General features: G+C 38.7%; 23 protein-coding genes. All 23 read left to right on the top strand.

Features of this window, described 5'->3' with window-relative positions; genetic code table 11:
* On the top strand, nucleotides 1-486 hold a 486-nt coding region (locus AB5542_RS18035), incomplete at its 5' end, for a thiamine pyrophosphate-dependent enzyme (RefSeq protein WP_368243303.1).
* Nucleotides 483-1,376 (top strand): transketolase family protein, encoded by an 894-nt coding sequence (locus tag AB5542_RS18030; RefSeq protein WP_279040054.1) that lies wholly within the window; start codon nucleotides 483-485, stop codon nucleotides 1,374-1,376. The genes AB5542_RS18035 and AB5542_RS18030, both read left to right, overlap by 4 nt.
* Before the next feature lie 4 nt (nucleotides 1,377-1,380).
* Nucleotides 1,381-2,751, top strand: coding sequence for a hypothetical protein (locus AB5542_RS18025; RefSeq protein WP_279040052.1), 1,371 nt, complete (start codon nucleotides 1,381-1,383; stop codon nucleotides 2,749-2,751).
* A complete protein-coding gene (locus AB5542_RS18020) occupies nucleotides 2,741-3,694 on the top strand; it encodes a glycosyltransferase family 2 protein (protein WP_279040050.1) in 954 nt (317 codons plus the stop codon). Before AB5542_RS18025 ends, AB5542_RS18020 begins: the two co-directional genes overlap by 11 nt.
* A 3-nt stretch (nucleotides 3,695-3,697) precedes the next feature.
* Complete coding sequence (locus tag AB5542_RS18015) at nucleotides 3,698-4,951, top strand: hypothetical protein (RefSeq protein WP_279040048.1); 1,254 nt, start codon at nucleotides 3,698-3,700, stop codon at nucleotides 4,949-4,951.
* Nucleotides 4,948-6,165, top strand: coding sequence for a glycosyltransferase (locus AB5542_RS18010; protein ID WP_279040047.1), 1,218 nt, complete (start codon nucleotides 4,948-4,950; stop codon nucleotides 6,163-6,165). The genes AB5542_RS18015 and AB5542_RS18010 overlap by 4 nt, the downstream gene beginning before the upstream one ends.
* Before the next feature lie 59 nt (nucleotides 6,166-6,224).
* Nucleotides 6,225-7,247, top strand: coding sequence for an NAD-dependent epimerase/dehydratase family protein (locus AB5542_RS18005; RefSeq protein ID WP_279040044.1), 1,023 nt, complete (start codon nucleotides 6,225-6,227; stop codon nucleotides 7,245-7,247).
* 17 nt (nucleotides 7,248-7,264) lie between these two features.
* A complete protein-coding gene (locus AB5542_RS18000) occupies nucleotides 7,265-7,798 on the top strand; it encodes an acyltransferase (protein ID WP_279040043.1) in 534 nt (177 codons plus the stop codon).
* A 2-nt stretch (nucleotides 7,799-7,800) separates the two neighbouring features.
* Nucleotides 7,801-8,712 carry a hypothetical protein gene (locus AB5542_RS17995; protein ID WP_279040041.1) on the top strand — a complete coding sequence of 304 codons (912 nt, stop codon included), beginning with the start codon at nucleotides 7,801-7,803 and terminating at the stop codon, nucleotides 8,710-8,712.
* 20 nt (nucleotides 8,713-8,732) lie between these two features.
* Nucleotides 8,733-9,329 (top strand): sugar transferase, encoded by a 597-nt coding sequence (locus AB5542_RS17990; RefSeq protein WP_279040039.1) that lies wholly within the window; start codon nucleotides 8,733-8,735, stop codon nucleotides 9,327-9,329.
* Nucleotides 9,330-9,334: 5 nt separating this feature from the next.
* Nucleotides 9,335-10,534: an ATP-grasp domain-containing protein gene (locus AB5542_RS17985; protein ID WP_279040038.1), complete on the top strand. Its 1,200-nt coding sequence runs from the start codon at nucleotides 9,335-9,337 to the stop codon at nucleotides 10,532-10,534.
* Nucleotides 10,535-10,543: 9 nt separating this feature from the next.
* A complete protein-coding gene (locus tag AB5542_RS17980) occupies nucleotides 10,544-11,773 on the top strand; it encodes a glycosyltransferase family 4 protein (protein WP_279040037.1) in 1,230 nt (409 codons plus the stop codon).
* Nucleotides 11,774-11,780: 7 nt separating this feature from the next.
* The gene (gene wecB / locus AB5542_RS17975; RefSeq protein WP_279040035.1) at nucleotides 11,781-12,851 is read left to right on the top strand and encodes a non-hydrolyzing UDP-N-acetylglucosamine 2-epimerase; all 1,071 of its coding nucleotides are present in this window, start codon (nucleotides 11,781-11,783) and stop codon (nucleotides 12,849-12,851) included.
* Nucleotides 12,852-12,865: 14 nt separating this feature from the next.
* Nucleotides 12,866-14,083, top strand: coding sequence for a DegT/DnrJ/EryC1/StrS family aminotransferase (locus AB5542_RS17970; protein WP_410518818.1), 1,218 nt, complete (start codon nucleotides 12,866-12,868; stop codon nucleotides 14,081-14,083).
* A gap of 316 nt (nucleotides 14,084-14,399) precedes the next feature.
* Entirely contained in the window at nucleotides 14,400-16,451 is a 2,052-nt protein-coding gene (gene htpG, locus AB5542_RS17965) for a molecular chaperone HtpG (protein ID WP_279040031.1), read from the top strand.
* Between the two features lie 93 nt (nucleotides 16,452-16,544).
* Nucleotides 16,545-17,159, top strand: coding sequence for an HdeD family acid-resistance protein (locus tag AB5542_RS17960; RefSeq protein ID WP_118305018.1), 615 nt, complete (start codon nucleotides 16,545-16,547; stop codon nucleotides 17,157-17,159).
* Nucleotides 17,160-17,246: 87 nt separating this feature from the next.
* Complete coding sequence (upp, locus tag AB5542_RS17955; protein WP_087419914.1) at nucleotides 17,247-17,903, top strand: uracil phosphoribosyltransferase; 657 nt, start codon at nucleotides 17,247-17,249, stop codon at nucleotides 17,901-17,903.
* A gap of 142 nt (nucleotides 17,904-18,045) precedes the next feature.
* A complete protein-coding gene (locus tag AB5542_RS17950) occupies nucleotides 18,046-18,372 on the top strand; it encodes a hypothetical protein (protein WP_087419915.1) in 327 nt (108 codons plus the stop codon).
* 159 nt (nucleotides 18,373-18,531) lie between these two features.
* Entirely contained in the window at nucleotides 18,532-21,822 is a 3,291-nt protein-coding gene (gene secA, locus AB5542_RS17945) for a preprotein translocase subunit SecA (RefSeq protein WP_118305017.1), read from the top strand.
* A gap of 141 nt (nucleotides 21,823-21,963) precedes the next feature.
* Nucleotides 21,964-22,809 carry a prolipoprotein diacylglyceryl transferase gene (gene lgt / locus AB5542_RS17940; RefSeq protein ID WP_209279537.1) on the top strand — a complete coding sequence of 282 codons (846 nt, stop codon included), beginning with the start codon at nucleotides 21,964-21,966 and terminating at the stop codon, nucleotides 22,807-22,809.
* 10 nt (nucleotides 22,810-22,819) lie between these two features.
* Nucleotides 22,820-23,344, top strand: coding sequence for a nucleoside deaminase (locus AB5542_RS17935; protein WP_410518817.1), 525 nt, complete (start codon nucleotides 22,820-22,822; stop codon nucleotides 23,342-23,344).
* A gap of 156 nt (nucleotides 23,345-23,500) precedes the next feature.
* Nucleotides 23,501-24,106 (top strand): hypothetical protein, encoded by a 606-nt coding sequence (locus AB5542_RS17930; RefSeq protein WP_087419918.1) that lies wholly within the window; start codon nucleotides 23,501-23,503, stop codon nucleotides 24,104-24,106.
* A gap of 208 nt (nucleotides 24,107-24,314) precedes the next feature.
* Nucleotides 24,315-26,405 (top strand): KamA family radical SAM protein, encoded by a 2,091-nt coding sequence (locus AB5542_RS17925; RefSeq protein ID WP_368243300.1) that lies wholly within the window; start codon nucleotides 24,315-24,317, stop codon nucleotides 26,403-26,405.
* Nucleotides 26,406-26,435 lie beyond the last annotated feature (30 nt).

The following is a 26,435-nucleotide window of genomic DNA, read 5'->3' as shown; positions in this document are numbered from 1 at the left end:
GGTGTAGAGGTTTCGTCCGGTAGTTTAGGACATGGATTGCCTGTTGCAGCAGGTCTGGCATTAGGTAGTATTGCTTCCAAGACTGCTTTTGATGTGTATTGCCTTACTGGGGATGGAGAGTTGAACGAAGGATCTAATTGGGAGGCGATTATGTTTGCTGCTCAGAATGGACTGTCTAATTTATGTCTAATTGTGGATTATAATAAAATACAGAGTTTGGGCAATGTGAAAGATATTATTGATTTAGCTCCTCTGACCGATAAATTTAAGGCATTTAATTGGAAGGTGGTTGAGATTGATGGTCACGACTGCAAAGAGATTGCAGATGCTTTTTCCATATTTAAAAATGAGCATAAAAAGCCGACCGTGATTATTGGAAATACAATTAAGGGTAAGGGTGTTAGCTATATGGAAAATCAGTTGATGTGGCATTATAAGGCTCCCAACGATGTACAATTAAAACAAGCGATGGAGGAATTGAAATGAGAACAGCTTTTATAGATCAATTAGTGAAAGAGGCTCGTATTAACGATAAGATTTTTTTGTTAGTGGGAGATTTGGGCTATAATGTAGTAGAGCCTTTTGCTGACGAATTTCCCGATCGATTTAAAAATGTTGGAATTGCAGAGCAAAATATGGCTGGTGTTGCTGCTGGGTTGTCAATGGTTGGATATAATGTATATATTTATTCAATAGGTAATTTTCCTACTTTGCGATGTATTGAGCAAATACGAAATGATATTGCTTATTATAAAGGAAATGTGAAAATAGTTTCCGTGGGTGCAGGTTATGCTTATGGAAGTCAGGGGGTTTCACATCATGCAACGGAAGAATTAGGAATGATGCGTTCCATTCCTAATATAGTTGTTTGTTCCCCCTGTGATCCAATAGAAGCAAGGTGTATAACTATGATTTCAGCGAATTATGATGGGCCTATGTACTTGCGTTTGGGGAAAGCGGGGGAGGTTGTTATACATGAACAGTTTGTTCAAGATTTGAATATTGGAGATATTTTACCCGTGCTAAAAACAGATGGAACTGAAAAAGTGATTCTGTCGAGTGGTTCGATTTTAGGTGATGCTTTAAAAAGTGCCAAGGAAAAAGGTGTAGATATATACAGTATTCCATTTGTTAAACCGTTGAATAAGTGCCAAATGGTAGATATTGCAAATCGTTATTCAGATATTACAATTTTGGAAGAAAATCAGAAAAGTTGTGGTGTTGGTTCTGCAGTAATAGAAGTAATAAGTGATTTGTATTGTACAGGGGAAATTCATCGATTCCCTAAAATTAAAAGAATTGCAATAGAAGATCAATTCTATCATTTATCTGGTTCACAGAGCTATTTGAGGAAACAAGCGGGATTGGTGCTATAAGAATATGGGCATTTTACAGTTATTGGATAGAGTAAAAATAAAGTTAGGGATTGATAAATCTATTTTTTTTACTTCTTGTACTAGAATTATTCAGGCTATAGGGGGAGTTGTTGCTATCGTTTTTGTTGCTAAGTATTTAACAGGGGTAGAACAAGGTTTTTATTATACTTTTGGTAGTATTGTTGCTATTCAGGTTTTTTTTGAATTAGGTTTGAATGGTATTATAACTCAATATGTGGCTCATGAAAATTCTCATTTGACTTGGGAAAGTCCTATATCTGTTGTTGGAGAGAGAAGGTATTTATCACGATTATCGTCTTTGCTGCATTTTAGTATAAAATGGTATTTGTGTTTTGCAGGGATATTGTTGTTGATTTTAGTCATTGTAGGTTTTGTTTTTTTCTATCGATATGGTAATGATGATCAGGTTGTTTGGCAGTTGCCGTGGATTCTTTTGGCTATTGGGACAGCTTTAAATTTGCTTTTAGCTCCGATTCTTGCATTTCTAGAGGGGTTGGGTAAAGTAAAAGATGTAGCAAAAATCAGGTTGTTTCAGCAGTCTATAGGCTTATTTGTTATATGTGGCGGGTTGGTATTCGGATTTCATCTTTACGTGTTGGGGGTTAACTGTATCATAACGGGGCTATTTTTGATTTTTGCTATTTATTTTAGCGATTTTCGGCAAATGCTTTTAAGGGTATGGAGAGAGTCTGTTGTTGAAAGAGTGGATTATAAAAAGGAGATATTTCCATATCAATGGAAGATAGCTTTAAGTTGGATTAGTGGATATTTTATTTTTCAATTGTTTAATCCGGTGTTGTTTGCAACGGAAGGAGCTGTGGTAGCGGGCCAAATGGGAATGACTTTGGCTGCTTTAAATGGAATACAAGCATTGTCAATCAGTTGGATGAGTACGAAAGTTCCTTTATATTCCGGATTGATTGCTAAAAGGCAATTTGTTCAGTTGGATTCGATATTCAATAAGACACTGAAGCAGAGTAGTTTTATCAATGCTTGTTTGTTGATTATTATGTTTCTGACTATTTGGGTTGTTCGTTATTTTGATATCACGGTAGGAGGAATAAGTATTGGAGATCGTTTTTTGAGTTATTTGCCCTTAACGTTCATGATGATGGCAATATTGTTGAATCAAGTGGTCAGTTCATGGGCTACTTATTTGAGATGTCATAAGAAAGAACCTTTTTTGGTAAATTCTGTTGTCGGCGGTGGTTTATGTGCGTTGTCAACCATTGTGTTAGGTCGGTATTTGGGTATTTTGGGTATGACGGGAGGGTATAGTGTTATCACGTTAATTATGTTCTTTTGGGCGTATCGAATTTTTAAAATTAGAAAATATGAATGGCATGGAGAATAATCCACCGTTATTATCAATTTATATTCCTACATATAATAGGCCCGAGAAGATTCAAATACAGGTACGTAGGTTACTTCCTCAATTATCTTCCCGTGTGGTTTTGTATGTGATAGATAATCATTCGGATCAGCCCGTGTGTGACCTGTTTTCTGATGAAGAACGAGAATATGTTAATATTATCAGGAATGATATTAATGTGGGGGGAGATGCTAATATTGCTCGTTGTTTTGAATATTGTTCTACTAAGTTGTTGTGGGTTTTGGGGGATGATGATCCTGTTGTGGAAAATGCTGTTGACGTTATTTTCGATACTTATTTTAGTCAAGGGGATAGTGTTTTCTACTATAATTTTGGACGTCCTTATGATGCTGTAACGACAGGATTTGATGAATTTTGTTTGAAACATACAACACGGGCTGAGTTTTCTAGTTCTTTTATGATGTCTAAATGTGTTTATAATATATCGTTGTTTAAATCGGATATTATGATATATTATAAATATGTTTCATGTATGATCGGGACTCTTATTACTGTTTTGAAATGTTTAGAATATGATGACAAGAAGAAATGTTTGTTTTCGTCACGGAGTTTGATTGTATATAATGATCAGGATATTCATTGGAGTATAGAAGATTATATTATAAAGACTCAGTTGATTTTTGATATTTTTAAAAAGAGGGAGTATAGAATGTTGCAACGAACTCTTTTTAAGCCATTGGGGGAAGTTTATATCTCTCATTTGTTTACGTTGTGTCGCAATAAAAAAATATCTTGTTTTACGTTCTTTCATTTATTCAGAATTGTCCGATGTAGGTTAGGGTGTTTTAGGTTGTTCACTAAATATTTGCCCTCTATTTTGAATGAGGTGTTTAAAATGATTTTTCCTTCGTCTTTTTATGAGGTTGTGAAGAGAAAAGCTATGAAATATAAAATGTTTAATTAATACATGTCGTTATTATATTTCTTCATTTTATTAATCATCAATTTAGCTTATCTTTTTAGGAACCGGTTGTTGGGTTTATTGGTTTATTTGGGGATATGTTTGACGGCTCCTATTATTGTGATTGGTTCTTATCGACTTTCGTATGAGATATTGTCGTTTCCTATAATATGTTGGGCTTGTATTACCTATTTCACCATAAATAAAAAGAATATATGGCTTGTCTTGTATTTTATTTATTTGGTAATAGTTTCTATTCTTTTTGCTGTTATAAACGGTAGTGATTTAAATTATATTGGTTTTTATGCTTGTTTTCGTTTTGTGATTATTACTTCTTTATTAATGAGTTTAGTGGATAAGTTTCCTGATAAAGTTGTTAATCCAGATCGTCTGTTGTTTATTATAATAGCTCTTAACCTTTTGGCTTCTGTTTTTCAACTTTTTCAACCTGCTTGGTCTTCTTTATTTTATGATTTGTATTGGAAGCCCGGTAATGAACCTTTAGAATATGCTTTAGAATATGGTTTTGTTCGTGGATATGGTACGTTTGGTACACCTATTGTATTGGGGGTTTTCTCACTTTTTGTATTTACATATTTTTTTGTTGTTAAAAAGAATTTTTATGGAATATTTATATCTGTTGTCTTAGGATTGTTAGCTCTTTCAAAAACGTTTATTTTAGGTTCTGTAATTATAGTTACATTATATCTTTTTCTTAATTGTAATATTAAGGATTTTAATATGAGAATAAGAAAAAGAATAATATTCTCGTTTTTTAAAATTTTATTATTGATTTTGTTTATTGTGCTGATATTATATCTATTGATTTTGTACATGGATAGACAAGGAATTCCTATTTTACAGTATATTAATCTAATTGGAGATCCGATGGCAGCTCTTGAAACAAGATATGATGCAAAGGATGGGAATATGATTCCATTGATTGAAGCATTTCAAAGAAACCCTATTTTTGGTTATGGAGATTCTAAGTTACCAGGAGTATTTGTTGGTGATACTTCTTTTTTTGTGATATTATACTCAACAGGTTTAATTGGACTTATTCTCATGGTTTTGTTTTTTTTCCCATTAATGTATAATTCATTAATTAATCTCAAGTGGAAAAACTACACCTTTCTTGTTATTGTTGCATATTTTATATCTTATATAGGTACTAACATATATATAATGCCTATAAGTTCCTTTATCATATATGTAATATATATAACTAATAATAGATTTTATATAACATTAACTAAATGAAAACGATTTATCTTTTTTCTAATTGTTATCCTTTTGGTATGGTTGCAGAGTCTTTTCTAAAAGATGAATTGCTAGTTGCAAGCAAAATACCATGTTGTAAGATTGTGATTATACCTTTGCATAAAGGTAGATATAAGAGAGATTTACCGTCTAATATTACATTAAATACTAAATTATCTGATACGACTTTATTACAAAGGATAAAAGTTTTTTTCTTGATGATATTTGGTTGGTATTTTTGGTTTATTCCTTTTCAAGGAAAATATTCACCTAAATCAAAGTCAGACTACTTTCAAGCGGTTAAATATTTATATGGAAGTTATTTAGTAAAGAATTTTCTTTTGAAGAATAAAGATGATTTTGAGGAAGGATCCATATTTTACAGTTACTGGTTTAATCATACCATTTTAGGATTTTATATGGCAAAGAATGTCGGTTTTTTTAAACAAAATTCTATATATACGAGGGCTCATCGTTTTGATGTTTATGAAGAAAGTGTTGGGACATATTTTCCTTATAGGGACAAAATGTTAGCCATAACTGATAATGTTTTTGTTGTTTCGGACGAGGGAGTATTTTATTTAAAACGGAAATATCCAATTTTTGCGAAAAAAATTGAAGTATCTAGATTGGGGGTATTTTCAAATTGTGTTAAACAAAATATTGGGAAGGGGTGGGAGATATCAATATTATCGTGTTCCAATATTATTCCTGTAAAACGAGTTGATCTAATCTTTAATTCTATAAATAGATTCTGCCAAGTATATGGACATTTAAAGGTTAAATGGACTCATATTGGAGGAGGAGAGGGCTTTGATACACTACAGAAAGATATAAAATCTAAAGAATGTAATTTGACGATTGATTTGATCGGCAGTGTTGATAAGACGGAGGTGATGGAGATATATAAAAAAGGTTATTTTAATTTATTTGTTAATTTGAGCCTCTCCGAGGGGATTCCAGTGGCTATAATGGAAGCTATTAGTTGGGGGATACCCGTATTAGCTACAGATGTTGGAGGAAATAAAGAGATTGTAACTGAAGATACCGGGTTATTACTTGCAGTGGACTTTGTTCAAAAACAATTTAATGATTCCGTGTTGACTTTGATGGAGAATAGAGAGGCATTGTCTAAAAGTACGTTTGAGTTTTATCTCAAAAACTATAATGCGGAGATTAACTATACAAATTTCTATATGAATCAATTAAAATAGATTTTAATTGATTGTTGATTTTCAAATGTTAAGCACGATAATTTCAATTTTTAATTAATATGGAAAAGATTTTGGTCTTTGGAGCTGGAGGTTTCATTGGTACATATTTGGTAGATCGACTTTTGGAGTCAGGTTATGAAGTCGTTGCTTCAGATAATAATGATATTTGTTCTGAATATTATGATTCGATAGGAGTCGATTACGTGAAGTTAGATATAACATCACAGGAGGAATTTAGTAAGGTTTCTAATCGTCAATATTCTGCTGTTGTTAATTTGGCGGCAATGCAACCGGCGAATGTTAGCGAGAAGAATTATTCATCTGTTGATTATATTAGAATTAATGTACTCGGAACGCTCAATATATTGAATTTTTGTATTCAAAATGGAGTTAAGCGTTTTGTTTCTGCGACTTCTCATAGAAGTACTCAAGGTTTATGGTATCAAAAAAAGCCAATTCGAGAAGAAGATGGGAGATCTCTAAAGTATTCTGGGCAATATTCTATGTTTAGTATATCTGAATCTGCAGCTCAAGATTGTATACTGCATTATACAGAAGAATATGGTTTAAGAGGAATTATTTTAAGATTGCCTCCTGTGTATGGTTATGGTCCCCATACCGAGATATTTATGGATGGTAAGCCTATTAAGACTGGGTTTAGAATATTTATAGACAATGCAAAAGAACATAAACCTTTACAATTATGGGGTAATGCTGACATCGGAAGAGATGTTGTTTATGTTAAAGATGTTGTGGTTGCATTTCTTCAAGCTATAAGAAAAACTGATGTATGTGGTATTTTCAATATCGCATCAGGATATAAGCTTTCTATTCGAGAGGAAGCGAAAATTATTGCTGATGTGTTTTGGGAGGGGAATAGTGATCCCGTTTTTATAGATCTTCCTGAAAAAGAAAATAACATAGAAGAGTTTGTTTATGATATTTCAAAAGCAAAGGAGGAGTTGGAATGGACCCCGCTCTATTCTTTTAAGGATATGTTGTTAGATACGATAGAAGAACAAAAAAAAGATAAATATCATTATTTGATAGAAAAAAGAAAAATTCAATTACAAAATAATTAAAAATAGGAGGTTATATTATGTTTGAAATTAAGGACATGGAGTTAATGGGTGAAAATGTGAAGGATAAGTTGAAATATTGTGGTGAACATGTGAAGTTGATGCCACTTGCTAAAATAGCTTATCCACATATGGTGGAACTTAATGATCATTGCCGGATAGGTGATTTTGTATTCATTTTTGGAGGAACTGGTGTAAAAATTGGGAAATTTACAGATGTGCAACCACACACAACGATTTGGGGAGGAGGAATGGCAATTATTGGAGATCGAGTATCCACAGGACCAGGAACCGTTTTTCTTACTGCAACGTATTCTCATGCTCCTGGCATGAAAATGGTTGATGGTATGGGTTCAGGTGAAACGGTTACGCTTGGAGGTAAACTTGAGATTGGTAATGATGTATATATTGGTGCAAAATGTGTAATTATGCCTGTAAAAATTGGAGAAGGTGCTGTAATTGGTGCAGGAAGTTTTGTCAACAAGGATCTGGAACCATGGGGAATCTATGTAGGGAGTCCAGCAAAAAAAATTGGTGAACGAGAAAAATTATAAATATGAAATGGGTAAAACTGGGGCGGGTCATAGAGCCTAAAGGACAATATGATTGGTTGATATCTCATGCAATGCTTCCTGTGGCAGATCACATTGAAGGCGATATATATAGAATTTATTTTTCAGGAAGAGATAAAAATAATATTTCGAGAATAGGATATTTAGTGGTAGATATTAATAAACCCCAAGATATTTTAGAATTGTCAAAAGATCCAGTCGTAGATGTTGGTTCCTTGGGGTGTTATGATGATAATGGTGTTTCTCCCACGTGTTTGGTTAGTGTGGATGATAAGAAGTATTTGTATATAATGGGTTGGAATAAAGGATCTCGCGTTAGGGCTGCAGAAGTTTCTGGATTAGCTATTAGCTATGATTCTGGGTTATCTTTTTCTAGATATTCTAATGTTCCTGTTCTTGAAAGAACAACCGATGAACCATATACTATATTGGTAATCTCATCGATAATTATTGAAAATGGAGTATGGAGGATGTGGTATGATTCTGCTGATTATTGGATTGATGAAACTTTGCCAAAATATAATATAAAATATGCAGAATCTACTGATGGTATTAATTGGATTAGAAAAAAAATTGTGGCGGTTGATTATCTCTACGAAAATGAAACGAGAGTTTCTCGGGCGTGTGTTGTGAAAAAAGATAATCTATATCAGATGTGGTATTGTTATGCTATTGGTACAGGGGGATATAATATGGGATATGGTGTGTCTGAGGATGGGTATTCGTTTCAAAGAAAAGATAAAGAAGTTGGTATAACTTTATCAGATTCGGGGTGGGATTCTGAAATGATCTGTTATCCTCACGTCTTTAACCATAAAGGACATACCTATATGTTATACTGTGGAAATGGCTATGGTCGTACGGGATTTGGAATTGCAAAATTGATGGAAGATTGAAGGATATAAATAGCATGATAATGTATGTTTATGTTAAGCGCATTTTAGATATACTGTTTTCTCTTGTTTTGTTGCCGCTCTTTTTTATAGTTTTTATAATCGTTGGGTTAATCATATTATTGGAAGATAAAGGTTCAATAATCTTTTATAGTAAAAGGTTAGGTAAAGATGGTAGAATTTTTACTATGTATAAGTTTAGAACGATGATTATGAATGCTCCAGATATTCGATTAGCAGATGGTTCAACTTATAATTCGGAAGATGATCCTAGAATAACTAGAATAGGACGAATTTTGCGGAAAACGAGCATAGATGAATTGCCGCAGATCCTTAATGTGATAAAAGGGGATATGAGTATCATTGGTCCTAGACCGGATCCTGTTGATTGGATCGATAGATATACGGAATTGCAAAAGAGAAAATTGTTAGTATTACCGGGTATTACAGGCTATAATCAAGCTTATTATAGAAATAGTGGTGATGGAGAACAGGTATTTGAAAGAGATGATTATTACGTGTCACATTTATCTTTTTGTTTAGATGTTCGGGTCTTTTTTAAGACTATTCAAACGATTATTCTTAGGAAAAATATATATGTTGATGATACGAGAAAATGAATTTTATGACTAAAAATGCTGTCGTCCCTAAATTAATGATAGTGGGTGCAGGTGTTCTACAATTGCCTGCTATTCAGAAGGCTAAATCGTTGGGGTTAGATGTTGCCGTTATTGATATAGATCCAAATGCTCCTGGTGTTTGTTATGCTGATAAATTTTATGAAGTTAGTACCAATGATATAAGTGGTATATTAGCTGCAGCAGAAAATTATCATCCAGATGGGATTATGACTTTAGCTACAGATATGCCTATACGTTCTGTGGCATCTGTTGCTGAAAAGTATAAGCTTTATGCTGTAACTCCGTCTGTGGCGCAGAGAGCCACGGATAAAATTGAAATGATTCGGTGTTTTGAAAGGTATGATGTACCCCATCCTTGGTTTGAAGTGATAACTTTTGAGGAGGAACTTAAAGATCTGTTATTAAAGCATTCTGTTCCGTTTATAATGAAACCGAATGATTCTTCTGGGAGTCGTGGAGTTGTACTCGTTAAAGATTATCACGAAGTAAGGGATGCCTTTTTATATAGTAAATCTGTATCAAAGTCGGGATTAATTTTGGTGGAAGAGTATATGCAAGGACCTGAAGTGAGTGTAGAGGTGATGACGATAAGGGGGGAAACCACTATATTGGCTGTAACGGATAAATTAACGAGTGGGGCACCTTTTTTTGTCGAAATGGGGCATTCTCAACCATCGCAATTGCCGAATGAGACGATTGAAAAAATAAAAGAAGTAGCCATAACAGCTGTACAGGCAATTGGTATTGATAACAGTCCATCTCATGTTGAAATCATTGTTACGGAAGATGGGCCAAAATTAGTAGAGTTGGGAGCACGATTGGGAGGCGATTCTATAACTACATATTTAGTTCCCTTGTCAACTGGCGTAGATATGATACAAGCATGTATTTTGATGGCGTTAGGGCAAATACCAGATATTGCAAAGAAATTTGAAAAGGGATCAGCTATTCGATATGCAGAATGTAAGCTTGGAGTATTGCAGAAAATAAATGGTGTTAATGAAGCATTAAATATTCCAGAGGTAAAGCATGTAGAGATTGTTAAATGCCTGGGAGAGACGCTTACTCCAATACGAAGTAGCAGTGATAGAGTAGCTTATGTTATAACTCAAGCTGATACAGTTCAAGATGCCATAAGAATGTGTGAGAACGCATTAGGAAAGATTAAATTCGATATCAAATAATAAGTCAATATGAAAATTTTATATGAGTCTGATTTAGCTGGGTCCAAATATCATGGAATGGCCTATCGAATTTATCAATTTAGTAAAGAGTTTACGGATCGAGAACATGAGGTGATGGTCGTTGCTGCATCCTATTCTCATACGAGAAGAATTAATCCAAATGTAACTGGTAGATTAACAAATGAAAATATAGATGGAATACAATACAAGTGGATTAAAACCCCTAAATATAGTGGTAATGGGGTGGGACGTGTACTGCATATGTTTTTATATAATTTCTATTTGTGGTTTTATGCTAAGAAAATAGCTCGAGAATTTAAACCGGATGTGGTAATTGCATCGGGTGTTACACCATTAGATTTTATAGGGTGTCGAAAGATTGCCAAAAAAGCTGGTGCTAAAATATTTTTGGAAGTAGGGGATTTATGGCCATTATCTCCAATTGAATTAGGGGGATATTCTCCTCGACACCCCTTTATAAAAATAATGCAATGGGCTGAAAATTATTCTTATAGACATACAGATAACGTGATCTCCCTTCTACCCTGTGTAAAAAAGTATATGATGGAACATGGCTTAGACTCGGATAAATTTAATTATATTCCCAATGGGATCATTACTTCGGAATGGGATGCGTCTAAGGAATTATCAGAAAAAATACAAGGTGTTTTCAAAAAACTAAAGAAAGAGAATAAATTCATTATAGGTTATGCTGGTGCTCATGGACAAGCAAATGATTTGAATACAATCATTGATGTTGTGGCTGGTTTGAAAAGTCAAGATGTTGTTCTCATTTTAATAGGAACTGGGCAAGAAAAAGAGAAACTTGTAAGTTATACTTTAAAACATGGAATAGATAATGTGTACTTTTTTCCAGCTCAGGAAAAAGAACTAATACCAGCATGTTTAAAGCAAATGGATGTTTTATATATTGGTTTGCAAAAGCAACCTCTATTCCGGTTTGGGATAAGTCCCAATAAGATGTTTGATTATATGATGGCATCAAAACCTATTATTCAGGCAATAGATGCCGGAAATAATTTGGTGCAGGAAGCTAATTGTGGATTATATGCAGAACCGGAAAATGTGGAGGCAATAGCACAGGCCATTCTTAAATTGAAAATGATGTCAACTCAAGAGCGAGAAGAATTAGGCAGGAATGGTCACGAGTATGTTTTACAGAATCATGCTTACAATAAATTGACAGAACGTTATTTAGATCTTATAAAACAAGTTTAGTAATTATATGAAAATTGTTACAATAATAGGTGCTCGGCCACAATTTATTAAAGCGGCTGTGATTAGTCGTGTATTTAAATGTTCTGCACAAATAATAGAGACTATAGTGCATACTGGGCAGCATTTCGATTCTAACATGAGTGACGTGTTTTTTGAAGAAATGTGTATCCCGAAACCACATTATAATTTAAATATAAATGGGTTGGGGCATGGAGCCATGACGGGACAGATGTTGGAAAAGATTGAAAAAGTATTGCTAGAAGAGAAACCTGATTGGGTTCTTGTGTATGGGGATACTAATTCCACACTTGCAGGTGCATTGGCTGCAAAAAAGTTACATATAAAAGTGGCTCATGTGGAGGCGGGGTTACGCTCGTTTAATATGACTATGCCGGAAGAAATTAATAGGATATTAACAGATCGGATTAGTGATGTTTTGTTTTGTCCAACAGATAAAGCAATTGAAAATTTGAAGTTAGAAGGGTATGATAATATTGATTGTCATATTGTAAAAAATGGTGATGTCATGCAGGATGCTGCTTTATTTTATTTGAATAGAGCAAGAATGCCTCAAGATATTATCCCATCAAAATTTGTATTGTGTACTGTACATCGAGCAGAAAATACAGATGATGAGGTTCGGTTGAAAAATATATTTTATGCCCTAGAAACGATTTCTGAGCAATGCCCTGTTGTATTGCCTTTACACCCAAGAACAAAGGGAAAGTTATTGGCGATTAACTATGATTTTGCTAAAAGTAAGATTTGTTTTATCGATCCTGTTGGCTATTTGGAAATGGTTTGGCTGTTGAAAAACTGTGAGTTAGTGATGACTGATAGTGGGGGATTACAGAAAGAGGCATATTTTTTTGAAAAATATTGTGTGACAATGCGAGATGAAACAGAGTGGGTTGAATTAGTCGAGAAAGGTTTTAATGTACTTGCTGGAAGTGAACCTACTAGGATTATCAGTAGTGTTAATGTTATAATCTCTAAAAATAAAGAGGGTTTTGAAAATCGACTCTATGGTAATGGAGATGCAGGCGAGAAGATATTGGTTACATTATTGAGTGTTTAGGATTTAAAAGTTTAATTATGATACCATTTTCACCACCAAGAATTGACCAGAAGGTCATAGATGAGGTTGTTGATACCTTGAAGTCCGGTTGGATTACGACGGGACCGAAGACGAAGGAGTTTGAACGGAGGTTGACAGCGTATTGTGGAAACAAGGCGACGTTGGCTGTGAACTCGAATACTGTTGGGCTTGAAGTTGTACTACGGTGGTTTGGAGTACAGGAGGGGGATGAGGTGATTGTACCGGCGTACACGTATTGTGCCACGGCGAATGTGATCGTGCATTGTGGGGCGAAACCGGTGATGGTGGATGTGAATGCGGATGATTTTGACGTGTGTTTGGAGAAAGTGAGGGAGGCGATCACGGATAAGACAAAGGTGATAATGCCTGTTGATTTGGGAGGTATGCCGTGTGCGTATGATGAGTTGTTTGAATTGGTGGAGGCGGAGGATGTGAAAACGTTATTTCAGGCGAAGACGGAAGAGCAGGGGAAGTTGGGAAGGATTTTGATTTTGTCGGACTCGGCTCATTCGATAGGGGCGGAATACAAGGGGCGGAAAGCGGGATGCCTGGCTGATGTTTCGGTGTTTTCTTTCCATGCGGTGAAGAATCTGACCACGGCGGAGGGAGGAGCGATCATGTTGAATTTGCCGGAGCCTTTTGATAACGAGGAGGTGTATAGGTATTTGTGTACATATACTTTGCATGGACAAAATAAAGATGCGCTGGCCAAGACGAAAAAGGGGGCGTGGCGTTATGACGTGCTTGTGTCCGGTTTTAAGGGGAATATGACGGATATTATGGCTTCTATCGGTTTGGTGGAGTTGTCTCGTTACGAGGATGATACTTTGCACTACCGGAAGTGTATATATGATCAATATACTGATGCTTTTGCCCGATACAGATGGGCGGAATTACCGATTTATGAAACGGAAGACCGGAAGAGTTCTTATCACGTGTACTGTTTACGGGTGAAGGGAATCACGGAGCAACAACGAGATGAGATTATTCAGCGGATTTTTGACAAGGATGTCTCGGTGAACGTGCATTTTCAACCCTTGCCTTTGTTAAGTGCATTTAAAAATAAGGGGTATAAGATTGAAGATTATCCGGTTGCTTACGATAATTATTGCCGGGAGATTTCTTTACCAGTGTGGTACGGGTTGAGTGAGGAGATGGTGAAAACGGTTATTGATGCTGTTATTTGTTCTGTAGAAGAGGTTTTGGCGTGATACGCTTTTGTGAAGTTTTCTTTTCTTTATAAGGTTTGATTGTTCAATCATTTGTTTTTAATACAGGCTTTATTGGATCGTATGTATTTTAAAATTATATTTTTGACGTTGATGAAGATCGTTAAATGATGTAAGGATTTCGTGATTGAAAAAGAGATAGTACCCCGGATGAAAGTCCGGGGTATTTTTGTATAATGAAAAAGTTGTTGTAGGTGAAGGTGCGGCTGTCAAATCGGCAGGAATTTGGGTTTGGCATAACTATTGTCATTTAGTTGTCGTAAAATTTGAAGTATAATTAAATTAAAAATATAGAGTTATGTCAACAGGAAAGATTGGAGTTTCAACAGGGAATTTGTTCCCGATTATCAAGAAATTTTTATACTCGGATCACGAGATCTTTTTGAGAGAGATTGTTTCGAATGCGGTGGATGCTTCTCAGAAAATGAAAGTATTGGCTTCGAACGGGGAGTTTAAAGGTGAACTTGGTGAGTTGAAGGTAAGGGTGAAGGCTGACAAAGCGGCAGGGACGCTGACGGTATCGGATAACGGTATCGGTATGACGCAGGAGGAAGTGGAGAAGTATATCAACCAGATCGCTTTTTCCGGTGCGGAGGAGTTCATGAACAAATACAAGGATAACGCCGCTGCTATTATCGGGCATTTCGGGTTAGGTTTCTATTCTTCGTTCATGGTGAGTGATCGGGTGGAGATCGTGACGAAATCTTATAAAGAGGGGGCGAAGGCTGTAAAATGGTCGTGCGAGGGAAATCCGGAATACACGTTGGAGGAGACGGAAAAGGCCGAGAGAGGTACGGATATTATCATGTATATCAGCGAGGATGAGAAGGATTTCTTGGAAGATGCTAAGGTGAACGAGTTGCTGACCAAGTATTGCAAGTTCTTGCCGATAGAGATTATTTCAGGAAAGAAGAAAGAGTGGAAGGACGGGGAATACAAAGATACGACGGAAGATAACGTGATCAATGATACGAATCCGGCATGGACCCGTAAACCGGCTGATCTGACGGAGGAGGATTATGAGAAGTTCTATCGTGAATTATACCCGATGGCTCAAGATCCGTTGTTCCATATTCACTTGAACGTGGATTATCCTTTTAACCTGACGGGTATATTGTATTTCCCGAAGATCGACAACAAGTTCGAGATTCAGAAGAATAAGATCCAATTATATAGTAATCAAGTGTACGTGACGGATTCCGTGGAAGGAATTGTGCCGGAGTACTTGACGTTGTTGCATGGTGTGATCGATTCACCGGATATTCCGTTGAACGTGTCCCGTTCTTATTTACAGAGCGATCGTAACGTGAAGAAGATTTCAAGTCATATCACGAAGAAGGTGGCTGACAGTTTGAATGATATTTTCACGAATAAGCGGGAAGACTACGAGAAAAAGTGGGATGATTTGAAGATTTTCATCCAATATGGAATGTTGACGGATGAAAAATTCGCCGAGAGAGCCAAGAGTATCTTCTTGTTCAAGAATACGGAAGGGAAATACTTCACGTATGAAGAGTACGAGAACTTGATCAAAGCTAACCAGACGGATAAAGATAATAAGGTGGTGTTCCTGTATGCCACGGATGCTAAAGAACAATACACGTATATCGAGACTGCCAAGGGTAAGGGATATGATGTGTTGTTGATGGATGGTCAGTTGGATACACACTTTATCAACCATTTGGAACAAAAGAATTCCGATCACCGTTTTGTTCGGGTGGATTCGGATGTTATCGACAAGTTGATCCCGAAGGAAGAGACAAAAGAGGTTGCTTTGAGTCACAAGGAGCAAGAGGAATTGCGTGCCGTATTTACTTCCCAGTTACCGAAGGAGGAAGGAATGTTTATGGTTAATTTTGAGGCGATGGGTGAGAATGGTGATCCGGTGATCGTGACACGTTCTGAGTTCATGCGTCGTATGAAAGAGATGGCAGCCATGAATCCGGGAATGGGATTCTACGGGGCAATGGGTGATCAGTACACTTTGGTGGTAAACACGGATCATAAGTTGGTGAATGCAATCCTGGAGAACGAGAAAAAGGAAATGAGTGCCCAGTTGGAGCCGATTAATTTCGAGATCAAGGAGACTGAAAAGAAACAGGCAGAGCTGGACGAGTTGAATAAGGGTAAGAAAGACGAGGAGATTCCTCAAGTGGATAAAGATCGAAAGAGTGAATACAACAAGACGATTGCCGATCTGAACAAGCAGAAGAACTCGTTATTGGAGGAATACGGAAAAGGTAATAAGGTTGTTGGTCAGTTGATTGATTTGGCCTTATTGGCGAACGGACTGCTGAAAGGCGAGGCGCTGAATAAGTTTGTAAAGCGAAGTGTTGAACTGATTAAATAAAAAATTAAGCCGGACAGGTCGTCCGGCTTAATTTTTTCAAAAATAATCACTACTTTCGTTGACGAATTTCGTATAAATTAAAAAATAGAAGTTATGCAGATTATCTATACTTCCGGAAATTACAAAAGGACCATCGTCAAATCGATCGTAGCGATTGTTTTGGGTCTTGTACTTGTGCTGTGGCCAACTGAAGTGTTAAATTACACGGTAAAAATTATCGGTGCCGTATTTTGTGTTACCGGGATTATCTCCTTTCTGGTCTCTATGCGGGATCAGGATGAGCGTTCGGCCAGGGGACTGACTTCTTTTAACGGTATCGGAAGCATTATTTTGGGTATTCTGTTGTGGTCGATGGCTGATTTTTTCACCAATATGTTGATGTATTTGTTGGGATTTATCTTGATTGTTGCGGGGATTGGTCAGTTGGTGATGTTGACTTCTGCGAGGAAATTCGGGCATATCGCTCCGTTGAGTTACGTGTATCCGGTAATTATTTTGTTGGCCGGATTGATTGTTTTTGCTAATCCGTTCTCGGCGAAAGAAGGAATTATAACTTTCTTTGGTGCTGTTACGATATTTTACGGGATAACGGATTTGATTAATCATTATAAGGTTAATCAGTTGCGTAAAGAGACACATGAGGCCGAACAACAGCAGAAGATGGGAGGCGGAGAGATTGAGGATGCGGAGTATGAAGAAATAGAATAAATGAAGATTTGCGATTTTAAATTTTAGATTTTAAATTACAGGATAGGTGCGTGTGATGGGAAAGGTTTAAGAAAAGAAATAGATAAAATGGTGTATATTATTAACAAGGAGGATTCGGTTTATAATCGTTTTTTAGCAGAACTTAGAGATAAAGAGATTCAAAAAGATCCGTTGCGTTTTCGCCGGAATTTAGAACGGGTTGGTGAGGTGATGGCTTACGAGATCAGTAAGACGTTTCATTATTCAACGCAGCAAGTACAGACACCGATTAACGTGGCTGATGTCAGATTGGCAGACGAAGAGGTGGTGGTGGCATCCGTGTTGCGTGCAGGATTACCTTTTCATCAAGGTTTTTTGAATTATTTCGATCGTTCCGGGAGTGCTTTTATTTCGGCAAGAAGAAAATATAAGGAAAATCATATTGATTTTGAAATTCGTTTCGATTCTATTTACACGCCAAGTTTGGAAGGAAAACAGTTATTGCTGGTAGATCCGATGTTAGCCACGGGAGGCTCAATCGTGGTGGCTTATCACGAGTTATTGAAACAGGGTGGAAGGCCCGCACACACGCATATTGCGGCTATTGTTTCCAGTCGTCAAGGTATAGAAAAACTTACAGAGGCTTTGAAAGATGAGCCGGTAACGATCTGGACGGGGGCATTGGATGAGCATCTGACCGAGAGTTGTTATATTGATCCGGGAATTGGTGATGCCGGAGATTTGGCTTTCGGGGAAAAACTGTAAGAGTAAGATTTTGTGATTGGTGATTGAATGATTTTGTGATTACCAAGAGTATTGGATGGTGGGAGGGAATCACGGAATCTAAAAAGATAAAAACTAAAAGATAAAAACTGAAAGTTAGGAGAAAAGCATTATCTTTGGCGGTATGGAAATGAACAAATATTTGATAGCAGCCTTGTATGTTGTCGCCGGATGTGTGGCAACCCTGCCGATAAATGTGCGTGGGGGGAATGTATCTGTTAGGACAGATTGCTATCGTTTGTTGGTTTCTTCTACCGAGAAGGTCATCACGGTTTCTACCGAGAAAAGATCCACGGAGGATTTCGATTATGGTGATTTCTACAATCAGAGTCATGCGGAAACCGTGGATGCCGTAAAAGTTTATACTACTTACTCGTCTGTCGTTCTACCGGGTTGGAAAGTCCCGGAAATTGCAGCAAATCCCATCCGGGCTCCCGGGAAAATGGAATGATTTCGGATTTATGATTTTAGATTTACGATCCTACTAATTTCTTGATTTATGATTTTAGATTAGGTGATTTCTACCTACTAGCTAGCGTTTTTCTGAATCGTAAATCGTAATTCATAAATCATAAATTAATTTGTTTTCATTTTTCAATTATATAAAACTATGGGATTTAACGATATATTAAAAAGTCTTTTTGGTAACAAGTCTGATCGTGACTTGAAAGAATTATTGCCGATCGCGTCAAAAGTAAATGCAGAGTGGGAAAAGATTAAAGGCGTGAGCCATGATGAGTTGAGACAGATTTCAGCTGATCTGAAAGCAAAGATTCATGCCCACGTGAAGGCAGAAGAGGATGAAATTGCTTCTTTGAAAGCAAAAGTAGAGAATGAGAAACCTTCGATCGAGGAAAGAGAGGAAATTTATAACCGGATTGATAAGCTGGAAGAACAGATTAACACGAAGTTAGAGGATGTTCTAAACGAAATATTGCCTTTGGCGTTTGCCGTGATGAAAGATACGGCAAGACGTTTCAAAGAAAATAAAGAGATCGTCGTGAAGGCTAACGATTTTGATCGTGATTTGGCCGTAACGAAAGATTTCGTGGAGATTGACGGTGAGGATGCCGTTTACTTCAACTCTTGGTTGGCCGGAGGTAACGAGGTTACCTGGGACATGGTTCACTATGACGTGCAGTTGATAGGTGGTTCCGTGTTACACCAAGGTAAGATTGCCGAGATGGCTACCGGTGAAGGTAAAACGTTGGTGGCTACCTTGCCTGTATTCTTGAATGCTTTGACGGGTCGCGGAGTACACGTGGTTACGGTCAATGATTATCTGGCAAAACGTGACTCCGAGTGGATGGGACCTCTTTATATGTTTCACGGGTTGTCGGTAGATTGTATTGACAAGACGGAGCCGAATTCCCCGGAGAGACGGAAGGCTTATCAGGCAGATATTACTTTTGGAACGAACAATGAATTTGGTTTCGATTATTTGAGAGATAACATGGCTATCCACCCGGAAGACCTGGTACAACGCAAACATCATTACGCGATTGTCGATGAGGTTGACTCCGTGTTAATTGACGATGCTCGTACCCCGTTGATTATTTCGGGTCCGGTTCCGAAGGGGGACATTCAGATGTTTGACGAGTACAAACCTCGTGTGGAGAAGTTGGTGCGTATGCAGCGTGAGTTGGTTGCCCGGATTTTCACGGAAGCTAAAACGTTGTTGGCTAGCGGTGATCGGAAACAAGAGGAACAGGGGGCTATATTGTTGTTGAGAGCATATAAGGGATTACCCAAATATAAGCCATTGATCAAGTTCTTGAGTGAACAAGGAAACAAGGCTACCTTGGTGAAAACCGAGAATGTTTATATGCAGGAGAATAACCGTCGTATGCCGGAGATTACGGATGAACTTTATTTCGTGATTGATGAGAAACAGAACTCTATCGATTTGACGGATAAAGGACATGATACGATTACGGCCGCGGGTGAAGATCCGAACTTCTTTATCTTGCCGGATGTGGGTTCTGAATTGGCAGAGATCGATAAGATGAACCTGACGGAGGAAGAGAAACTGGAGAAAAAAGATCAGATGGTGCAAAGTTATGCCGCCAAATCTGAGCGTGTACACACGGTGAACCAGTTGTTGAAAGCATACACGTTGTTCGAATTAGATGTTGAATACGTGGTGATCGACAACAAGGTGAAGATCGTGGATGAACAGACTGGGCGTATCATGGAAGGACGTCGTTATTCAGACGGTTTGCACCAAGCTATTGAAGCGAAGGAAAACGTGAAAGTAGAGGCTGCCACGCAGACATTTGCCACGATCACCTTACAGAACTATTTCCGTATGTATCATAAGTTAGCCGGTATGACCGGTACGGCAGAGACGGAAGCGGGTGAGTTCTGGGATATTTACAAACTGGACGTTGTGGTTATCCCGACAAACAAACCGGTGATCCGAAAGGATGCTAATGATTACGTGTACAAGACAAAACGTGAAAAATATAACGCGGTGATCGAGGAGATTACCCGATTGGTTGGAGAAGGCCGCCCGGTGTTGGTGGGTACGACTTCCGTCGAGGTTTCCGAGTTGTTGAGCCGTATGTTGAAATTGCGGGGTATCAAGCATAACGTGTTGAATGCGAAATTGCATCAACGGGAGGCTGATATTGTTGCAGAGGCCGGTAAATCACAGGTGGTTACGATTGCAACCAATATGGCCGGTCGTGGTACCGACATTAAGTTAAGTCCGGAGGTTCGTGCCGCGGGAGGTTTGGCCATTATCGGTACGGAACGTCACGATTCTCGTCGTGTAGACCGTCAGTTGAGAGGTCGTGCCGGACGTCAGGGTGACCCGGGTTCTTCTCAGTTCTTCGTGTCATTGGAGGATGATCTGATGCGTTTGTTCAGTTCCGAGAGAATCATTCGGGTGATGGACCGTTTGGGACATGAGGAAGGTGACGTTATTCAACATTCCATGATTACCAAATCTATCGAGCGTGCGCAACGTAAGGTGGAGGAAAATAACTTCGGTATTCGTAAGCGTTTGTTGGAATATGACGACGTGATGAACTCTCAACGTGAGGTGATCTACAAGAAGAGACGCCATGCGTTACTGGGAGAGAGAATCGGTGTGGATATTGCCAACAATATGTATGATGTTTGCGAGACATTGGTGGAAGAACACAAGGAGGCTAATGATTTAGAAGGTTTCCGTATGGATGTGTTGAAATATCTTGCCGTAGACTTTGATATAAAAGAGGAGGATTTCCAGAAGACTTCTGCCGACAATTTGACGGAGAGACTGTACAAAGAAGTACGGGATACATTCAGTCGTAAGACGGAGACTATCGCTAAACAGGCGTTCCCGGTGATCAAGAATGTTTTCGAGCAGAGAGGAGAAATGTTCAAGAATATCGTGGTACCGTTTACCGATGGGAAACGGGCTTACAATGTCGTGGCTAATCTTGAGAAGACGTATAAATCTGAAGGTGAGGAGTTGATCCGTGCTTACGAGAAGTCTATCATGTTGGCTCATATCGATGACGCGTGGAAAGAGCATTTGCGTGAAATGGATGATTTGAAACAATCCGTGCAGAATGCAACTTACGAGCAGAAAGACCCGTTATTGATCTATAAGTTCGAGTCATTCAACTTATTCAAGAGTATGGTGGATAAAATCAACAAGAATGTCGTGTCTACTTTGATGAAGGGACAAATTCCTTTTGAGGCTCCTGAAGAAGTGAAACAGGCTGAAGAGAAACGAACCGATTTAAGTAAGATGCGTACGGGACGTAGTGATGCTCCTGCCGCTCAGACCAATCAAGCTCCCCGTAAAACCGAGCCCGTGAAAGTGGGCCCCAAGGTAGGACGTAATGATCCGTGTCCTTGCGGAAGTGGTAAGAAATACAAGAATTGCCACGGGAAGGGGGAAGAATAGAATAATTTTAGATTTTAGATTTTAAATTTTAGATTGGGTTTTACAAGATAAAATTTGACTTCAAAATCTAAAGTAATTAATAATTGTAGGTTTTGGATTATTGCATGATAATTTAAAATCTACAATTTAAAATTTAAAATTATGACATTGGTTTCATTATTTATCAATTGGGATGTTAGTCCCGAATTAATTAGTTTAGGTGGTTTCTCGATTCGTTATTACGGGTTATTATTCGCCTTGGCTTTCGTGTGCGGGTATAAGGTAGAGGAGAAGATGTTCAAGTCGGAAGGGTTGAGCCAGCAGTGGTTGGATAAGTTGTGGATATACGTGGCGGTTGCCACTGTGATCGGGGCCCGGTTGGGACATTGTTTCTTTTATGATTGGGCATATTATAGCGCTCATCCGTTTGAAATTATTCTACCGGTTCGGTTTCAACCGGAATTCCGTTTTACAGGATACCAAGGGTTGGCCAGCCACGGGGCTGCAATCGGTATTATTGCCGGGTTGTGGTATTATTCCAAGAAGGTAAGTAGGAAATCAATATTTTGGATTCTGGATCGTGCCGTAATTCCAATCGCGTTGGCCGGTTTCTTTATCCGGATGGGAAATCTGATGAACTCGGAGATTGTTGGCTTACCGACAGAGCTACCTTGGGGATTCCGTTTTGTACATTCCGGGATGCCTGATCCGATGACACCCCGTCATCCTGCACAGTTGTATGAGGCGATTTGTTATTTGATCAGTTTTGCTGTTTTAATGCATTTGTATTGGAAGACGAAAGCTAAAGATCGTCAGGGTTTTCTTTTTGGAATGTTTTTGGTACTGATCTTTACCGCTCGTTTTGTGATCGAGTTTGTGAAAGAGAACCAGGAAGAATTTGAAAATGCCATGACCTTGAATATGGGGCAATGGTTGAGTATTCCGTTTGTGCTGATCGGGATTTACATGATTTGGAGAAGCGGGAAAAAGATAAAAGTTAAAAACTAAAATCTAAAAGATGAAAGAATCTGTAACTTGTAACCAATCAACCTGCAACTCGCCGGAGGCGAACTCTTATAATCCGGAGTTTATGAAGGAGGCAATTCGTATTGCCGTGGAGAACGTGGAGAAGGGGACGGGAGGACCGTTTGGGGCGGTAGTTGTGCGGGATGGTAAGATTATCGCAACTTCCGGGAATACGGTTGTTCCGGATAATGATCCCACGGCTCACGCAGAAGTGAATGCTATTCGCAAGGCTTGTAAGCAACTTGATTCTTTCCAGTTGAAGGGGTGTGAAATTTATTCCAGTTGTGAACCGTGTCCCATGTGTTTAGGGGCGATTTACTGGGCGAGACCGGAACGGGTGTATTATGCCTGTACGAAGGAGGATGCCGCTGTCGGTGGATTTGATGATTCTTTTATCTATAAAGAGATCGTGTTGGATGGGCCTATGCGTTGTATCCCTTTTGCGAACAAACGAGAAGAGGGTGCGGGAGAGGAATTCAGGCTTTGGCAGACGACCAATAATAAAACGAGATATTAGAAAAGGGAGTCAATTTTTTTTGACTCCCTTTTTCTAATATCTTCTCTTTTTCGTGTTCTAAATGAAATTGTTATTCCGTTTAAATTTGTTATATTTGTGAATGACAACGTGGTAGGTCGTGTGTAGGATTTAATTACTCAACCTAAATTTAGAACTATGGAAAAAAAATTAGACTTTGGTAGCGTGTTATCGCAAGGTTTTTTGGTGGGAATGAAAAATCTGCCTTCTCTTTTGGGAGCAATTGTATTATGGCTTTTAACGATCTGGATTCCTTACGTGAATGTGGGAACCACGATAGCTATCATGACGATCCCCATTAAATTCAGTAAAGGTGAGATTTTTTCCCCTCTCTGTATTTTCGAGAAACAATATTATCGTTATATGGGTGAGTTCTTTTTGACTTGTGGGTGGTACACGGCAGGGGTGTTGATGGCCATGGTTTTTCTTGTTGTACCCGGTATCGTGTTGGGGATTATTTGGAGTCAAGCCCTTTATCTTGTACTGGACAAGGGGGTGAATCCGGCCAAAGCGTTATCATTGAGTAATAAAATGACTTATGGCAACAAATGGATCATTTTTGCCGTGATGTTTGTTGTTTATATAGCCTTTTTAGTAGCTTCCTTGTTATTGACTTGGATTCCGTTTATCGGGGTTATTATTGCATTTTGTTTGATGGTTATTTATATGGCCATGATATTGGGTTGTTCCGGAATGATGTATGGTAAATTGTTGGAAAATCTGACAGAAGAAGATCTTAAATAAGATCACGTAAATATTGAAAAAGACGCCGTGTCCACAAGGTTGCGGCGTCTTTTTTTTGTTTGTTGGTTGCGAATTTTCTCTTTTTTTATTAAATTTGTAAACATCAAGTATTTATTTCCTATATAAATATTCGAAACCCTGACTTCCGGGGACTTGTTTGGGCGATATCCGTTTGTCGTTTTTGTTTAATCTAAGATAAGGAGAAAATGTGAAGGAGAAAGATGTATTGAATTTTTCGTGTATAGAGTTGGTGAGTTTATTTGAGCGGGAGTTTCCGGCGATCATGCAAGGTGCAAGCCTTAGTAAGGATTGGAAAGAGTTTGAACAATTTCTGAAGGGGTACGTGCGTGCCGCTTTGACAAAATATTCTACTTCTTCGTCTATAAAACGATTTTTCCGGATGTTTATGAACGAGACCCGGCATATTCGTGATTTTTCCACGGGGGAGAAGATTCGTTATGAACCGATTAAATGGTTATGGCAAGCTTTACGGGGAGAGGGGGATGGCATACATCCGGATTTTTTGTTGGATTGGTATTATCTATTTAAGAAATACCAGACAGATGAAGTCGTTTTACCGGAGCGGGTGCAATGTGACCAATGGCGGGGACGTTGGAAAACCGGGATGGATGAGGATGTAACTCAAGAGCGACGGGAGAACCGGGAGCGGATTCGTGGTTTGTTGATTGGGAAAATAGAGAAGAGAGATAAGTTGAATACCCGTTATCGTTTTGAAGAGGGAATGAGCATGGAGAGAAAACGGGAGTTAGTGGATGAATGGTGGGGGGATTACAAGTTTCATTTGGCTTTAGCCGTCCGGGAGCCGGATGAGTTGAACCTGTTCATGGGTAACACGTTATCGCCGGAGTTAATGGAGCTTTTACACCGGGCGAAGCAGAAAGGAATCCCGTTTTTCGTGACTCCCTATTATCTTTCCTTGTTGAGCGTTCGGACGGATGGGTACGATGATTCCACGATTCGGAGTTACGTGATTTATTCCGAGGAGCTGGTGGAGAATTTCGGGCAAATCCGGGCATGGGAGAAAGAGGATGTGGTGGAACCGGGAAAACCGAATGCTGCCGGGTGGTTGTTGCCCAATGCTACGAATATTCATCGTCGTTATCCCGAAGTGGCTATTTTCATCCCGGATTCGATGGGACGGGCTTGTGGTGGGCTGTGTGCTTTATGCCAGCGAATGTACGACTTTCAGAAAGGACATTTGAATTTTAATTTGGATCGGCTGAAACCGACAGACGGGTGGGAAGTCAAGATGGAGCGCTTGATGATGTATTACGAGCATGATTCTCAATTGCGGGATATTTTGATTACGGGAGGGGATGCACTGATGAGTCAGAACCAGACGTTGGAAAAAATCTTGGATGCCGTTTTCCGTATGGCCGTGCGCAAGCGAGAATTGAACAAGCGACGTGGGAAAGGAGAAAAATATGCCGAGATTCAACGGGTGAGATTGGGTTCGAGGTTATTGGCTTATTTACCCAGTCGTGTAAATGATGGGTTGATCGAGGTGTTGAAAAGATTCCGGGAGAAGGCGGAACAGGTCGGGATTCAGCAATTTTTCATACAGACTCATTTCGAGTCGCCTTTGGAAGTGACCGAGGAGGTGATTCTGGCTACCCGGCGCTTGCTGGAGGCCGGATGGATTATCACCAATCAGGCCGTGTTCACGGTGGCGGCTTCACGTCGGGGACATACGGCGAGGTTGAGAGAGGTACTGAATCGAATCGGTATTCTGACGTATTACACTTTTTCCGTGAAGGGATTCGAGGAGAATTATGCCTTGTTTGTCCCGAATAGTCGTTCGCTACAAGAGGTGTTGGAGGAAAAAGTGTACGGGGATTTGCCCGTGGAGCTGGAAAAGGAGGTCTTGGAATTGTTGGAATACCCGGAAAGGATTCCCGCTGAATTACCGGATTTGTTGGATAAATACCGGCAACCGTTTCTGGCCACGGATCGAAACGTGATGAACCTGCCCGGAATAGGGAAGAGCATGACGTACCAGACGGTCGGGATGACAAAGGAGGGAAAGCGTATTTTACGTTTTTCTCTGGATGCGGGACGACGGCATAGCCCTCAAGTGGATCACGAGGGGGAGATTTATATCGTGGAAAGTAAGTCGATCGCGGCTTATTTACGCCAATTGCAAGCGTTGGGTGAACGTGTGGAGGATTATAGTTCGTTGTGGGATTATGCTGAAGGGCGCACGGAAGCCCGTTTTGCCCTTTTTGAATATCCGGCCATGTGGCCAAAAATAGTTGGTAAATTCTTTATAACGATTTGAATTCCAGAATGATTAATTACCTTAATTGAA

The organism is Butyricimonas sp. RTP31003st1_G1_RTP31003_210430, from assembly GCF_040920905.1.
Taxonomy (GTDB): domain Bacteria; phylum Bacteroidota; class Bacteroidia; order Bacteroidales; family Marinifilaceae; genus Butyricimonas; species Butyricimonas paravirosa.
The sequence above is the reverse complement of the archived record's forward strand: the minus strand, read 5'-3'. Positions and strand labels throughout refer to the sequence as shown.